Below are 14,987 nucleotides of genomic sequence, written 5' to 3' on the forward strand. Positions count from 1 at the left end.
CGCTCGCTTCGTTATTGCATGTACTGCTCGTTGCCGATCAGCCCGATCTTCGTCGCGCCGATGCGCTGCGCGGACGCGAGCACCGCGGCGACGTCCCTGTACGGCACGAGCTTGTTCGGCCGCAGGTGAATCTCCGCCTGCACCGGCTCGGCCGCGACCTGCGCGAGCTTCGCCTCGAGTGCCGCGCGGTTCGGCACGGGCGCGCCGTTCCACGTCGTCGTGCCGTCGAAATCGATGTCGATCTGCACGATTTCCGGCTGCGTCGCGGGCGGCGGCGGATTGCCGACCGGCAGATTCATCTTGATCGAGTGCATCTGGATCGGGATCGTGATGATCAGCATGATCAGCAGCACCAGCATCACGTCGATGAGCGGCGTCGTGTTGATGTCGACCATCACGTCCGGCTCGCCGCCGCCCGAAGATACGTTCATTCCCATCGTCGCCTCCTAGCCGCCGCGCGCGGGCGGTTCCGTGATGAACGAGACTTTCGCGATGCCGGCCCGCTCGCATGCGGTGATCACGCGGCCGATGAACTCGTAGCGCGTGCTCTGATCGCCGCGCACGTGCACGTCCGGCTGCGGATTCATCACCGATACGGTCTTCAGCTTCGACAGCAGCGTCGAAGCGTCGACGAGCGTCTCGTTCCAGAAGACATCGCCGTCGCGATTGACCGCGATCTCGACGCTCTTCGGCGTGGTCTGCAGCGGCTGGATCGTTTCCTTCGGCAGTTGCAGCTGAATCGTGTGCGTGACGACCGGAATCGTGATCAGGAAGATGATCAGCAGCACCAGCATCACGTCGACGAGCGGCGTCGTGTTGATGTTGGAGATCACCTCGTCGTTATCGTCCTGCCCGACGCTCATGCCCATGGCGCACCCCGCTTCAGCGAACGAGCGACGCGGCCTGCACGTTCGCTCGCGAGGCCCGCTTTCCGCCCGCGAGCAGCACCGTGTGCAGTTGCGCGCCGAAGTTGCGCACGCGCTCCATCACCGATTTGTTGCGACGCACGAGGAAGTTGTAGCCGAGCACCGCCGGCACCGCGACCGCGAGGCCGATCGCGGTCATGATCAGCGCCTCGCCCACCGGCCCCGCGACCTTGTCGATCGACGCCTGGCCCGCGATGCCGATTGCCGTCAGCGCGTGATAGATGCCCCACACGGTGCCGAACAGGCCGACGAACGGCGCCGTCGAGCCGACCGTGCCGAGGAACGCGAGCCCGTCCTGCAGGCGGTTCGACACGTTGGTGATCGCCCGCTCGACCGACACGTCGATCCACGTATTGCGATCCACCGCTTCGAGCAGCGCTTCGTCGTGATGCTCGCCCGCCTCGATCGCCGTTTCGGCGATGAAGCGGAACGGCGACGCTTCGTCGAGCCGCTTCGCGCCTTCGGCAAGCGACGGCGCGCTCCACAGCTGCTCGTCGGCGACCTTCGCACGGCGGTTCGCGCGCAGCTGATCGAGGAACTTGGTGATCATGATGTACCAGCTGCCCATCGACATCACGACGAGCAACAGCAGCACGAAGCGAGCGACGAAATCGCCGTTCTTCCACAACGCGCCGAGGCCGTACGGATTCTCGACAGCTTCGGTCGCCGCGGGCGCGGGCGGCGGCGCGGGTTCTGCCGCCGTGTTCGCCGTCTGAGGTGCCGTGGCCGCGGACACCGCGACCGCCGCGTCGCTCGCCTGCGCAAAGGCCTGCTGCGGCGCGACAAGTGCGTCAACCGCAGCGACGGAGATCAACATGCTTGCCGCCAGAGCGGCCAGTGAACGCTTGGTCATACCCCACTCCAAATTTTTCGTTGAACTGACTAACCGGGTTCGCTCCCGATCCTGTCCGGCCCGCGTACGGGCTCAGTTCAGGTTGAACGAGAACGGAACCTGCACGCGCACCGACTGCCCTTGCGCTACGCACTTGAACTGCTTGACCGCATTGAACGCCGCACGATCGAGCACCGGATCGGCCGATTGCGCGACGCGCTCGCTCGTGATGCGCCCTTCCGCATCGACGACGAATTCGATCGTCACGTCGCCCGTGATGTTGTTCTCCTGGGCTTCCTTCGGATACTGCATCGATGCGCGGATCTGGTCGGAATTCGGACACACGACGCCCACTTCATGGCTGACCGCCTTCGCCGGCGCGGGCGCGGCGGCCACCGGCGCCTGCACGGCGGGCGCGGATTGCACGGGCGCAGCTTGGTGCGTGATCGTCGGCTGGGTCGGCGCCTGCACCGGCACTTCCGGCGGCGGCACGAACGGAGGCGGCGGCGGCGCGAACTTCGGCGGCGGGAGCTTGACCGTCGGCATCGGCGGCGGGGGCGGCGGCTTCACCGGTTCGATGATGCGCGTCTCGATCGGATGCTGGATGACTTGCACGACCTTTGTCGCGAGGCCGTTGAGGAGCGCATAAACCAGCACGATGTGCAGCGCGAGCACGATCGCGAGGCCGCCGAAGCGCCGAGCCGGGTTCTGCTGCCTTTTGCCGAATTCGCGCGGACGACCGAGCCGAGCGAGTCCGTCGTTTGAAACAGCCAAGCCTTCGTCGACTTTCATACCCACTTTCACCCCCAAAGCACGATTCGTCCAGCCGTCCAGCTGCGACGCGATGCGCTGGACTCTTCATTCGCCATCGGCCCGCAAGCTTTCAATTTGTTTTGGAATCCAAATTATTAGCCGCGGTGTACGATGCGAATTCAATCGATACGACGCTATTGATTTATTCCCCGCGGCCGGTTCGCCGGTTTTAATGTTGCAGCAACGCTTTTCAGACAGGTATTCGTCAGGTTGAGGCCCGCACCCCATTTTTCAGACGAAACGCCGGTTCTTCATTCACTTTCTTCGATCAGCCTGTATGTAGCGCGTGTCTTGGGAGCAGAAGATAGCAAGGAAAAAATTTTGCCGTCAAACTTTATTTGATGTGCCCACACAAAATTTGGAGCAATTATTCGAAAAACGATTTAGTAAGGAATTTGAATTGAAATCGTCGACAAAGTAATTGATTTGTATGGGTTGGCAATTCGATTATCTTCTAAGCCGCGTAATTCTCTTATTTGGTGCGCTGCAATTTCAAGTCTTCTTTTACGGTGCATCCTCGTATCTCAAAAATACCCTCCTTCGACCGCATCTCTTCAGGCGTATTCCCCCCCACCTCATTACTTCGCATATCTAATCAACATGCCGAGAAACGAAACCGCGAGAGCCCGCATCGCCCTTCCGGGCAGTCGTCGCGCACATCGCGGCGAGCGTTCGAATCGGGATGCCGGCTGCATCGCATGACGCTCGGCGCGACTTGTCGATTCGCATACGAAGCAGGCGGTTGCAGCCTGACCGGCATGACATGAGCGTCGCGGCTTCGATCGCCGCGCCGCCGTCGTGCCGATCGACTCGCGCTTGAGACGCCGGAAGGCCCCCTCTTCGCACGCGCTTGTCGCCACGCGAGCGATACACGCAAAACGACGCGGGTGAACGCCGCCCGTTTCCGACCGCTTCTTCGAGCATCCGCCGCGCGCATACCGCGCGCCGTCAAGTCGAGGCCGCGAATCTTCCGCTAGAATGCGCTCGGCGGAACGATCGGCGCCGAACGACAACCACAAGCCGCTCGCCGACATGTGCCAATCCCGGCGATGGAACCCAGATGAGACTCGCGCGCGACATCATTGAAGGCGGCGCGCCGCCGACCAGACAGACAATCGACGGCGCGCCCCCGCGCGCGGTCCGCCGCGCGTGCGCGGCGCGCGCCCCCACGGCCGGATGCCCATTGCGATGAGGCTGAAGTTCAAGATCTTCCTGCTCGCGATCGTGCCCTTCCTCGTGACGATCGCGGCGATCGGCCTGGGCGTGCGCCAGCAAGCAACCTTGCTCGCGCGCACGCAGCACGCGACGATCGAGGCCGCGTACCTGTCGAGCAAGGAAATCGAGCTCAAGCACTACGTCGATCTCGCGACGAGCGCCGTCGCGCCGCTGTACGAGGCAGGCCGCGACAACGCGCGCGACGACGCGATGCTCCGCCAGCAAGCGCTCGCGATGCTGCAAAAGATGGAATTCGGCCCCGACGGCTACTTCTTCGTCTACGATCTGCACGGCAATTCGCTGATGCATCCGCGCGAGCCCGAACGGGTCGGTCACAATTTCTGGTCGCTGCGCGACCCGCGGGGCTCGCTCGCGATTCAACAGCTGATTGCGGCCGCGTCGCGCGGCGGCGGCTACGTGCGCTACGTGTGGCAGCGCCCGTCGACAGGCAAGCTCGCGCCGAAGCTCGGCTACGTCGTTTCGCTGCCGCGCTGGGGCTGGATGGTCGGCACCGGCATCTATCTGGACGACGTCGACACCGCGCTCGCGCGGATCGACGCGCGCGCATCGGCGAACATCGAGCGCACGATGACGTGGTTGAGCGCGATCGCGCTCGCGGGCGCCGCGGTCATCGCGCTGTGCGCGCTCGTGCTGAACGTGAGCGAGTCGCGCAGCGCGGACGCGAAGCTCAAGCGCCTCGCGCAGCAAGTCGTCGAATCACAGGAACAGGAGCGCGCGCGCCTTGCGCGCGAGCTGCACGACGGCATCAGCCAGATGATGGTTTCGGCGAAGCTGATGTTCGAATCGGCGCTCGAACGCTTCGCACGCCTGCCGACGCGCGAGACCGCCGCGGAAGCCGCGCTGTCGAAAGGCATCGCGCGGCTCGGCGACACGCTGCGCGAAGTGCGCCGCATCTCGCACGCGCTGCGCCCCACGATGCTCGACGACCTCGGCCTCGCGGCCGCGCTCGACCAGTTGGTGCGCGAACTCGGCGTGGAGACGGGCGTCGAGCTCGGCTTCACGCGGGTCGAGCACGGCGGCGCGCCGTCGTTGCCGGCACCCGTGAAAACCGCGCTCTTTCGCATCGCGCAGGAGGCGCTGACCAACATCCTGCGCCATGCGCATGCAACGCGCGCGGCCGTTACGCTCGAGCTGTCGTCGCGCGAAGCCGCGCTGACGATCGCCGACAACGGCCGCGGCTTCGACGCCGAACGCGCGCAGGCGGACGCGCGCGGCGGCGTCGGCCTGCGCAACATGCGCGAGCGGCTCGACGCGCTCGGCGGCGCGCTCGCGATCAGCTCGCAGGTCGGACACACAGTCGTCGCCGCGCGCGTGCCGCTGTCCGGCGCCGACTCAACAGGAACCACGCGATGACGACTTCCTCCTCGACGATGCGCCCCGCGCGCCTCCTGCTCGTCGACGACCATCCGCTCGTGCGCGACGGCCTCAAGATGCGCCTCGAAGCGGCGCCCGGCCTCGCCGTCGTCGGCGAAGCGGGCAACGCGGACGAAGCGCTCGCGCTCGCCGAATCGCTCGAGCCCGATCTTGCGCTGATGGACATCGGCATGCAGGGCATGAACGGAATCGCGCTCGCGGGCGTCTTTCACGAGCGCTTCCCTGCGATTCGCGTGCTGATGCTGTCGATGCACGACAACGTCGAATACGTGACGCAGGCGGTGCGCGCGGGCGCGAGCGGCTATCTGCTGAAGGATTCGCCCGCGACCGAGATCGTGCGCGCGATCGGTGCGGTGCTCGCCGGTCAGACGTTCTTCAGCGAGGGCATCGCCGCACGGATGATTCACGCGAGCGCGGAAGCGTCGCCGCTCGACCGGCTCACGCCGCGCGAACGCGACATCCTCGATGCGCTCGCGCACGGGTTGTCGAGCAAGCAGATCGCGCAGCGCAACGGCCTGTCGGTGCGCACGGTCGAAACGCATCGGCTGAATCTGAAACGCAAGCTCGATATCGAAGGCCAGGCGGAGCTGATCAAGTTCGCGGTCGAGCATCGCAGGCGCTAGGCGAACGCGCGACACAAGCATCAGCGGCGAGCGCACGCCACACGCAGCGCGCAGCGCGCTCGACACACCCCGCATCTTCATCGCGCGACATGAAAAAGGGCGCCGAAGCGCCCATTTGCATGACGAATGACGAATGCCGAACGAATCGGCCGGCGCGCTCAGTTCGCGCGCGCGTTGTGCTTCGTCAGGAATGCGATCAGACCGTCGATGCCGCCCTGCGCGAGCTGCGCCTTGAACTGGCCCTGGTAGACCTGGATCAGCCACGCGCCCGACATGTCGATGTCGTAGATCTTCCAGTCGTTGCCGATCTTGCCGAGCCGGTAGCCGACCGACTGGCTGTCGCCCGGCGTCGTCACCGTCGAGCGCACCAGCGCGTCGGCGCCGCCCGCGCCCGCCGCCTTGAAACTGAACTTCGCGTCCTGGCTGCCGAGCTGCGCGAGCGATGCCGCGTACGTGCGCGTCATCAGAATCCGGAATTGCTTGTACAGCTCCTCTTGTTGCTGCGGGCTCGCCTGCTTCCACGCATCACCCACCGCGATGCGCGTCGTGCGCTCGAAGTTCGTCGCGGGCAGAAAGCGCGCTTCGACGATCTGCGTGATCTTCGCCATGTCGCCGCCGCGCGCGGCGGGGTCCGCCTTCATCGCGCCGACGGTGCCCTCCACGGCGTTCCTGACCACCTCGACGGGCGCGGTTTGAGCGATTGCCGAAACGGACACGACGGCCGCGGCCACAAAAGCAAACAGATGACGTTTCATGCGTGTAGCGTGTATCGAACTAGGAAGAGAACAAGCCGGACGCGACACGGCGCCGGCGCAGACAGGACAGTATACCGAGCTTGGCGCGCTCGCGCGGCGCCGTGACGGTCTGTTACCGAATAGACGAAATATTTACGACGCGGCCGGCGAAGCGGTGCGCCTCTCCGTCGCCGCCACGCATGGACACGCATGCGCGACCGATCGACGCGCGCCACCGCGGATCGCCCGCGAAGCGGGCTCGCCTCGCCGTCGCCGGCCGGGCTTGCGTTCGCCCGCCGCCAGACGACGACGCGCGGAGCTCACGCGTCGAGGCAGCATGAAAGGCTCATCTCGAAATAACGGAAGCTGCGCTCGATGCCGGCCGAGACGTCGCGCACCTGCTCGGTGCTCGGCGATTGGCCGAGGATCGTCGCGACGATGTCGAGCGCCTCCCACGGATGCTTGTCGTCATAGCTCGAATGCAGCTTCAGCCAGCGCATCGCACGGCCGCGCACATGCTCGGGAAAACCCATTTCATAGACGTCCGAACGGCACAGGTCCGCGCTCCATTCGCCCGTCACGCCTTCGATCGCGTAGTTGGTCGCCGCGATGCTCGCCGCGAGCGAATCCGCGCTGCTGCTCTTCCAGCACCAGTGGCTGAGCGCGAGCGCGGCGGGCGGGCTGTCGCCGTCGATCAGCTGCCGGCGCGGCAAGCCGCTCGCCTCCGCCCAGTTGACCCAGTGCTCGACGTGGTTCAGCTCGACGCGAATGTTGCGAATCAGATAGCGGCGCGCCTTCTCGTCGCCGGACGAACTCGTGCCGTTCGCCTTCAGCAGGTTCATCGACATGTACTTCGGAAACTGCTCGACGACGGGCCAGCCGTTCACGAAGAACGCGGCGAGCTGCCGCGGCGCGAGGCGGCCGTCGCGCATCAGCGAGAAAACCTCGTGGAAGCGCACGCGGTCGCGCGCCGCCCGCACCGTGCCGACCACGTCCTGTAGCCAGTGTGGATAGCTCCCGATATCCATCAAGTCGCCTTCGCGTTCAAAAGGGATATGCAATTTCCTCTCCTTAGATAAAGTCACCCAACCACGTCAATAGCCGCCCTCGCGCCACGGCGAAGGCTGAGCAAAGAAATATCCCTGGCAGAAGTCGATGCCGAGCTCGCGCAGCATGCCGAGCTCGGCGTCGGATTCCACATGCTCGGCGACGGTGCTGCAACGCATCGAGTGCGCGACCGCGTTGATCGCGCTGACGACGCCAAAACTCACCCGGTCCGACATCATGTTCGACACGAATTCGCCGTCGATCTTCAGGTAATCGATCGGCAGGTTGCGCAGATAGCGAAACGACGACATGCCCGCGCCGAAATCGTCCAGCGCGAAGCGGCAGCCTATCGTGCGCAGCTCGCTCATGAAGCGCGACGCAAGCTCGAGATTCTTCACGGCGATCGTTTCGGTGATCTCGAAGCAGATCACCGATGGTTCGAGACCGGAGCTCAACAGCTCGGCGATCACGAATTCGAGAAAGCGCTCGTCGGAAATCGACGCGCCCGACAAGTTCACGTTGTATTCGTGGTACTCGCGCACCGGCATCGCGCTCAACTTGTGGAACACGGTGCGGACCACCCAGCGATCGATGAGCCCCATCAGCCCGTAGCGCTCGGCGGCCGGCAGGAACGCGGCGGGCGAGATGTCGCGGCCCGCGCCGCCCGTCATGCGCAGCAGCACCTCCGCGCGCTCGGGCGTGCCGGAATCCGGGCGCGTGTGGACGATGGGCTGCACGTACAGGCGGAAGCCGTCGGTTTCGAGCGCGGTCTTGATCCGGCGGCTCCATTGCACGTCGCCGACGTGGCGCGCCTGCTGCAAGTCGCTCGGGTCGGCGAGCTGGATGCGGTTGCGCCCGCGCTCCTTCGCGATGTAGCACGCGATGTCGGCAAGCTTGACGGCCATCTCGAGATTGCGCGGCGCCTTGCAGAGCTCGAGCACGCCGATGCTGACGCTGACCGTGAAGCGCTCGCCCTCCCACAGGAACACGAAATCCTCGAGGCTGCGGCGCAGCCGCTCGGCCTTGTTCTTCGACGGCCACGAGCCCGCGCCGTGCGGCAGCAGCACGCCGAACTCGTCGCCGCCGAGCCGCGCGAGCACGTCCTCGTCGTCGAGGCAGCTCTGGAAGCGCTGCGTAACTTCACGCAGCATCGCGTCGCCCGCCGCGTGGCCGCACGTGTCGTTGATCTCCTTGAAGCGGTCGAGGTCGAGCATCAGCAGCATCGAATCGATGCGGGCCTTGCCGGAGGTCGCGTCGGCGAGCGCGACTTCGAGACGGCGCTCGAACTCGACGCGGTTCACGAGGCCCGTCAGCACGTCGTGCGTCGCCTGCCATGCGAGGCTTTCGAGGAACTGCTGCTCGCGCGTCATGTTGCGCAGGATCAGCACGTAGCCGATGTGGCCATGCACGCGGTCGCCCATTTCCGAGATGGTTGTCTGTACAACTATCTTCGAGTGATCGCGGCGCAGCAGATGCACCTCGCGCTTGATCGGCGTACGCTCCTCGCGCGCCCAGAGTTCGTCGACGATGTCGACCGCGTTCCCCGTCTCCTTGTCGAGCAGCATCAGCACGCTCGACACCGGCGCGCCGACGCACGCGGCGGCCGAATAGCCGAGCAACTGCTCAGCCGCGTTGTTGATGAAGTCGACGTTCTTCGCGAGCCCCACGGTGATCACGGCCTCCGCGACCGAGCTCAGCGCCGCCTCGGCGAACGCCTCGCTGCGGTCGAGCGCGTACTGGATCGACAACCGTTGCAACGCGGCCTTGCGCGCCCAGACGAGCGCGAGATACATCAGGAACATCGACGCGACGAAGTAGCAGACGAGCAGCAGCGCGACGCTCGAGCGGAATTCGTCGCTGAACGCCTTCGAGAAGCGATCGGGCAGGCCGGACACGCGCTCGTTGATGTCCCACGCGCGATATTCGAGCTCCTTCACGCGCGGATCGTCGCGATGGCCGCTGCTGACGAGCGCGTGCAGCTGGCTCGCGACGCTGCGGAACTCGGCGAGCTCGACGTCGGCCTGCATCCAGCACTGCAGCGCGTAGTTGATCTTCGCGACCCAGCTGAGCGCGGGCAGCAGCAGCGCGGCCGCCGCCGCGTCGGTAGGGTCGATGCCGCTCGCGATGATCGCCTCGCGCGCGGTCGCGCGATCGGGCGGCTTGCGCTGCAACGCGGCGCGCGCGAGGCTCAGCCGATAGGGTTTGTCGATCGCGGCCTCGTAGAGCTTGTATGCGCGCTCGTCGCCCGTCTCCGCGTAACGGATCAGATAGATGACCGCGTCCTTCTGCGACTTCGACCACGTGCTCTCGCCGCCGATGTACACCCTAAGGAAGGACACCACCGTCAGACTCACGATCACGACGCACACGAGCACCGACACCATCAGCAGGATCGGCCAGACGTCGAGCGCCGGCCTCAGTTCGGCCGCCTGGCCTCTTGCGTCGTTCAAGCCGAGCGCCTGTTCGCGCATGCTGGAAGTCCCGTTCATCGTCCACCTTGCCTCAGCCCCGCCGCCGCGCCGCTTCACCGCGGCGGTCTCGTATTCCCCCGGCGCGCGCTAACGCCGGAAACGAACCGGCGGCGACCCGTTGCCGGTCCGCCGCCAGATGCTCGAAGCGTGGCCTGTCTCGCAGATCCTCGTGGAGGTCGTGCGTAGACTGGCCATCTTGCGCGCATTCGTCTGCTCGTCGCGTTACATATGACGCGTCCGCTGCATGAATGCGCGTGCGCCGCCGCTCGCGCAAGCGGCGGCGCATTCGTCGGACAATCATACGACGCGCGGCGCGCCGCCGCTCAACCTTCTTTCAAACGCCCTGTAATTTCAGCCGGTTCGCATGCGTGCGCAGCACCGCGACCGGATCGGGCGCATACGCGCCGCGAACGCCGAGCAGTTGGTTGATCTCGTCGAAGTGATTCCATTTGTAATCCGTCGAGATCGACGTTCCGTAGAGCGAGCTGCAGGTCGACGTGAAGCCGTCGTTCGGCCCCGCCTGCTTGAGCGCCATGATGTTGCCGGCCGTCAGGAACACGAGCGTCGACGGATCGAGCACGTTGGCCGGATCGACGAGCGCAATGGTGCTCGTGTCGATCGCGCCCGTCGTGACGCCGAGCACCTTGATCGGCTGGTACGCGCTGCCGCTCCACGAATACAGCAGGTGCACGTTGCCGCCGACCGTCTCGCTCGGCACGCCCGACGCGCACGCGCCGGCCGCGCCGAGGCCCGCGCTCGGGAACAGCGTGTTGAATTGCGTCGCGTATGACGTGCTGAGCGCGTTCAGCGCGGCGATTGCATCCTGATTCGTGTTGTGTGTGTGGCTTGTCAGGATGCCGAAAATATTCAGCAGTCCGCCGAAGATCGGCGTCGACAGGCCGGTCGGATCGAGACTCAGCGCGCTGAGCACGAAGTCGGCGAACTGCGAGCCGCGATGCGGCGTCGCGATCGTCGTCACCGAGGCAACGAGATCCGGCGCAACCGCCGCGACGTAGCGCGACGTCAGCCCGCCCTGGCTGTGGCCGATCAGGTTGACCTTCTGCGCGCCGGTGACGGCGAGCACCTGCTTCACGTACGCGAGCAGCTGCTCGCCGCGCCCGTTCGGGCCGATGTCGCTCTGGAATCCTGACAGATCGGCGACGAACACGGTCGCGCCGTGCCGCTGCAGATCGGATTGCATGCCGTACCAGTAAGGCACGATGCCGAAATAGTCGTCGGTGCCCGTCAGGCCGTGGACGAGGATGATCGGATAGCGCGTCGCCGCGTAATCGTCGACCGCGCCCGCCGCGGTGTCCGCGTGCACTGCCGGCGCGGCGATCGCGCACATCGCGGCGACGATCGCCGTCGCCCAGGCATTCATCAGACTTTTTCTTGCTGCCCGCGCCGCGTCGGCGACGCATTTGAACATCGACTCCATGAACGTTTCCCCTGCATGTAGCGTTACTTGAACGATGCCGCACGCCCGTTCGCCGCAATCGCCACGATCGCGACGCCGGACGGCGGCTCACCACCCCAAACAGAATCCGCGCAAGTGCGCACCGCGATCCTCCATCGCGACCGCGGCGCGCCACTGCGCGCCGAGCGCGACGTCGGCGACCGCCCACCGCACGCCGTCGCTCACGCATTCGTCCCGCGCGCCCGGCGACACGGGCCACGGCATCTCCAGCTCCCGCGGATCGCGCCGCAGGCCCGCGCCGTGCGCCTTCAAGAGCGCCTCCTTGCGCGTCCACAATTGCAGTAACAGCCGCTCGCGCGCGTTTTTCGGCACGCGCTCGAACAGGTCGCGCTCGCGTTCGCCGAGGCTCGCGGCCGCGAGCGCGTCGACGTCGAGCTTTCGACCGAGCGATTCGAGATCGCAGCCCACCCGCTTTTTCGCGACCGCCATCAGCACCGCGCCGCACGCATGGCTCACGCTGAATTCGAGATCGCGGCCGAACAGCACCGGCTTTCCGCCCGGCTCGACGTCGAACACGAGCCGCGCCGGATCGGCGCTCAGGTATTCGCCGAGCACGACGCGCACCATCGCGCGCGCGAACACGAACAACTCGCGATGCGCGCCGAACTTGAGCCGCGCGGCGCGCTCGTATTCGCTCAGCGACAAGCAATCGCGCTTCAGATACGAACCCGCTTCGTCCGCGCGTGCGCGCCACACGTGCGCCTCGCCGCGCATCAACCGCTCCGTCAGTGCCGCCGACGGCCGCGCGACGCAGAACCGCAGCGCCGCCGCGTCGTCATGCGGTGCCGCGCGCGGCAATCCTTCCGCCATCATTTTTGTCAGTCAACCTAAGTGTTTCAAACGCACGCCGACGGCGCCGGCCGCGCTGCGCGCTCGACGTCGCCCGTCAGCCGGCCGTCGCCGCGACGCGGCGCTGCCACCAGACGAACAGCGGCGCGCCGACGATCTCGAGTACGGTAAAGCCGATGAACGGCGGGAACGGTGCGCCGAGCGACACGAGTGAGATGAGACGCCCGATTCCGCCGACGAAGATCATCGTCCACAGCGCGCGGAACAGGACGCCGTTGCGCTCGATGTTCGGGATCGTCCAGAACGCGCCGAGACCGAGGCCGAACCAGACGCCCGCGTAGAAGCGCAGGTTGCTGTCGAGCGTCGCGTCGGCGGGCAGCGCGACGCCGAGCGATGCGTACAGCGGATCGTGAATGCCCATCATGCCGAGCGCGCCGGTTGCGACCGGCACGGCCGCGAGAATCGCGGTGGCGATTTGCAGAATGCGTTTGCTCATCGAAGAGTGGCCCTTGTCCTTGTTATTCGACGATTGACGACGTCTCATTGATAAAAAATGCCCAGCACCTGAACGCTGCTCGCCTCGGGCATCGCGCCGAAGCGGCTCCACGACGGTCCCGTCTGCCGCAGGAACTGCACGGCGACGTCGAACGTGTCGAAGCGCCGCCGCAGCTCGACCCAATACTGCCGCCCCGCGCCGAGATCGAGTTGCGCGAAGCCCGTCAGGTCGAGGCGGCGCACGAACACGTTGCGCCATGCGGCCATCAGGAACAGCCCGTGCCGCGACGGCAACTCCTGCGCGGCGATCGACGTACGAACCGCGCGGCCCCACGCGTAAGGATCGCTCGCCTGCAGCGCGCGCCATTGCGATGCCGACGCGCCGCCGCTGTTGCCTTGCAGCTCAGCCGTCAGCGACAAGTCGATCGGTAGCGTCCACGTAAAGCCGACCGCCGAGCGCGTGCGAAACGCGCGGTTGCCGTTGCCGCCGCCCGTCGCCGAGCCGATCAGCGACGGCCGCCAGCCGAGCGTCCATTCCGCGTACGCGACCACCGCGTTGCCCAGCAGCACGCTCAGATTCTGCCCGAACTGCGGCGATTGCCCGCTCTCGCCGTACAGCACCCACTGCGGCTGGATCGCCGGCGTGATCCGCTGGCTGCCGACGAGCATCCAGCGATCGACGCCATTCGTGCGCCGCAGGTCCGACGACGCGAACGGATCGCCCGGCACGCTGCGGCTCGCGAGCCGCGGCGACAGCATCAGCGCGATCGATCCCGAATCCCAGACGCGCTGCGCGCGCACGCCGACGCTGCCGAGCCGGTTCGTGTGGCGGCTGTCCGGATCGGGCGGCACGTCGAGGCTCACCGCGCCCGCCTTGAAGAAATCGGTCGGGTTGTAGCCGATCGCCGCGCCGATGCGTTCGTTGATCCGGCCCGCGTCGATCGCCAGCAGCGGCGACGGCTTCCAGCTCGCATACGCCTCCTTGACGAGCATCACGTCACGGTGCGACGCCGCGCCGGACGACAATGGATCGAAACGATCGAACCGCATCGCGAAGTTCACGTTCAGCGTCGGCGTGAGCGCGTGCTCGAACTGGAATTCCAGCGACAGCTGGTTACGCCACGATGAAGCGGCGTCACGGTCGTCGCTCCAGCGCACCGCATCCTGCACGCTGAATTTCCACGATCGCGCCGCTTCCGGCGCGGCGACAGGCGTTGCGTCAGCCAGGTCCAGCGCCGCGTTCGTCGCGTCGCCCGGCGCGTCAGCATCGCCTGCCGCCGCGGCGCGCAGCGGCATCGCCGCGGCCGCCGCGCAAATCAGGACCGCCAACGATCTGAGCGTCATTGCGCCTGGAAGCGGGGCAGATAATCTCGCTGCAGCCACGCGTCCGGAATGTCGCGCCACGCGTATCCGGAAAAGCGCATCACCGTCACCCAGTTCGGATCGAGGCCGTCGATGATCACCGTCTCGGTCGGACGCTCCACGCCGAGCTCCATCGTATAGCGCCGATAGAACGCGCTCTTCAGCAGCCGGTCGCTTTCCGAATAGAACTTCGCCTTCACCGGCCGGCTGTTCGACGCGTCGAGCCACATCTCGATCCGATGGTACGTGAGGCCCTGCGCATTGCCCTTCAGCGACAGCTTGTAACAATGCCGCGTCTGCCGGTCGCCGTCCATCACGTCCTCGGCGCCCTCGAGCTCCGCCTGATAATCGTGCGCGAGATTGACGGTCACGACGTCGCCGTTCGCCGCCTGCCCGAGCAGCCGCTGGTCCGGCGAGATGCGGATGCTCGCCTGGTTCGCCGGATCGTAGAACCACAGGTCGTTGCCGTTCTTCAGCATCAGCTTGCCCGCATCGCGCGCGGGCGCGACGAAGCGCACCAGCGTGCGGAACGCGCCGCCCGGCGCGTCGGGCTTCGAATAGATCGACAGCGTGTTGCCGTCGACCTGCTTGCCGGACCGGTATTCGGTCAGCGTCGCGGTGAGCACGAACGACTTCGCCGGCGTGCGGATCGCGTCGCTTTCCGCGAGCAGCTTCTGCGGATCGGGCGGCGTCTGCGCATGCGCGAGCGCCGCCGCGCCGAGACTCAATCCGATCCACCATGTACGAAACAAGCGACGCACGCTCCACCTCCCGATCGATTCGATCTTTCGTTGTTCAAACTGAAAAT

Annotated in this window: 14 protein-coding genes; 2 read left to right on the forward strand and 12 right to left on the reverse strand. The window is 66.1% G+C overall.

Annotation, left to right across the window (positions count from 1 at the left end; all coding sequences use genetic code 11):
• Nucleotides 1-11: 11 nt before the first annotated feature.
• The 4 genes from WT60_RS33045 to WT60_RS33060 all read right to left on the reverse strand — a co-directional run bounded on the left by WT60_RS33045 (nucleotide 12) and on the right by WT60_RS33060 (nucleotide 2,550).
• The gene (locus WT60_RS33045) at nucleotides 12-437 is read right to left on the reverse strand and encodes a biopolymer transporter ExbD (RefSeq protein WP_038749057.1); all 426 of its coding nucleotides are present in this window, start codon (nucleotides 435-437) and stop codon (nucleotides 12-14) included.
• 9 nt (nucleotides 438-446) lie between these two features.
• Nucleotides 447-869, reverse strand: a complete 423-nt coding sequence (locus WT60_RS33050) for a biopolymer transporter ExbD (protein ID WP_038749054.1) — start codon at nucleotides 867-869, stop codon at nucleotides 447-449.
• A 13-nt stretch (nucleotides 870-882) separates the two neighbouring features.
• Entirely contained in the window at nucleotides 883-1,779 is an 897-nt protein-coding gene (locus WT60_RS33055; protein ID WP_038749051.1) for a MotA/TolQ/ExbB proton channel family protein, read from the reverse strand.
• 72 nt (nucleotides 1,780-1,851) lie between these two features.
• The gene (locus tag WT60_RS33060; protein ID WP_038749048.1) at nucleotides 1,852-2,550 is read right to left on the reverse strand and encodes an energy transducer TonB; all 699 of its coding nucleotides are present in this window, start codon (nucleotides 2,548-2,550) and stop codon (nucleotides 1,852-1,854) included.
• A 1,209-nt stretch (nucleotides 2,551-3,759) separates the two neighbouring features.
• Here WT60_RS33060 and WT60_RS33070 point away from each other — a divergent pair.
• Complete coding sequence (locus WT60_RS33070) at nucleotides 3,760-5,160, forward strand: cache domain-containing protein (protein WP_059579887.1); 1,401 nt, start codon at nucleotides 3,760-3,762, stop codon at nucleotides 5,158-5,160.
• A complete protein-coding gene (locus WT60_RS33075; protein WP_060356907.1) occupies nucleotides 5,157-5,804 on the forward strand; it encodes a response regulator transcription factor in 648 nt (215 codons plus the stop codon). Before WT60_RS33070 ends, WT60_RS33075 begins: the two co-directional genes overlap by 4 nt.
• 158 nt (nucleotides 5,805-5,962) lie before the next feature.
• On the opposite strand, the gene WT60_RS33080 is transcribed toward WT60_RS33075, so the two are convergent.
• From WT60_RS33080 to WT60_RS33125, 8 genes are all read right to left on the reverse strand, one after another.
• On the reverse strand, nucleotides 5,963-6,559 hold the full coding sequence (locus WT60_RS33080; protein ID WP_038749042.1) for an ABC transporter substrate-binding protein: 597 nt from the start codon (nucleotides 6,557-6,559) through the stop codon (nucleotides 5,963-5,965).
• 299 nt (nucleotides 6,560-6,858) lie between these two features.
• On the reverse strand, nucleotides 6,859-7,599 hold the full coding sequence (locus WT60_RS33090; protein WP_038749040.1) for an iron-containing redox enzyme family protein: 741 nt from the start codon (nucleotides 7,597-7,599) through the stop codon (nucleotides 6,859-6,861).
• Nucleotides 7,600-7,632: 33 nt separating this feature from the next.
• A complete protein-coding gene (locus WT60_RS33095; protein WP_038749037.1) occupies nucleotides 7,633-10,056 on the reverse strand; it encodes an EAL domain-containing protein in 2,424 nt (807 codons plus the stop codon).
• Between the two features lie 334 nt (nucleotides 10,057-10,390).
• Nucleotides 10,391-11,494 carry a triacylglycerol lipase gene (locus WT60_RS33105; protein WP_060356906.1) on the reverse strand — a complete coding sequence of 368 codons (1,104 nt, stop codon included), beginning with the start codon at nucleotides 11,492-11,494 and terminating at the stop codon, nucleotides 10,391-10,393.
• 87 nt (nucleotides 11,495-11,581) lie between these two features.
• Nucleotides 11,582-12,346 (reverse strand): 4'-phosphopantetheinyl transferase superfamily protein, encoded by a 765-nt coding sequence (locus WT60_RS33110; RefSeq protein ID WP_060356905.1) that lies wholly within the window; start codon nucleotides 12,344-12,346, stop codon nucleotides 11,582-11,584.
• Between the two features lie 73 nt (nucleotides 12,347-12,419).
• Nucleotides 12,420-12,818: a DUF4345 domain-containing protein gene (locus WT60_RS33115; protein ID WP_059579796.1), complete on the reverse strand. Its 399-nt coding sequence runs from the start codon at nucleotides 12,816-12,818 to the stop codon at nucleotides 12,420-12,422.
• Nucleotides 12,819-12,862: 44 nt separating this feature from the next.
• On the reverse strand, nucleotides 12,863-14,161 hold the full coding sequence (locus WT60_RS33120) for a hypothetical protein (protein ID WP_060356904.1): 1,299 nt from the start codon (nucleotides 14,159-14,161) through the stop codon (nucleotides 12,863-12,865).
• Nucleotides 14,158-14,940 (reverse strand): outer membrane lipoprotein-sorting protein, encoded by a 783-nt coding sequence (locus WT60_RS33125; RefSeq protein ID WP_059579882.1) that lies wholly within the window; start codon nucleotides 14,938-14,940, stop codon nucleotides 14,158-14,160. The genes WT60_RS33120 and WT60_RS33125 overlap by 4 nt, the downstream gene beginning before the upstream one ends.
• Nucleotides 14,941-14,987 lie beyond the last annotated feature (47 nt).

The organism is Burkholderia sp. MSMB617WGS (assembly GCF_001532025.2).
Lineage (GTDB): Bacteria > Pseudomonadota > Gammaproteobacteria > Burkholderiales > Burkholderiaceae > Burkholderia > Burkholderia savannae.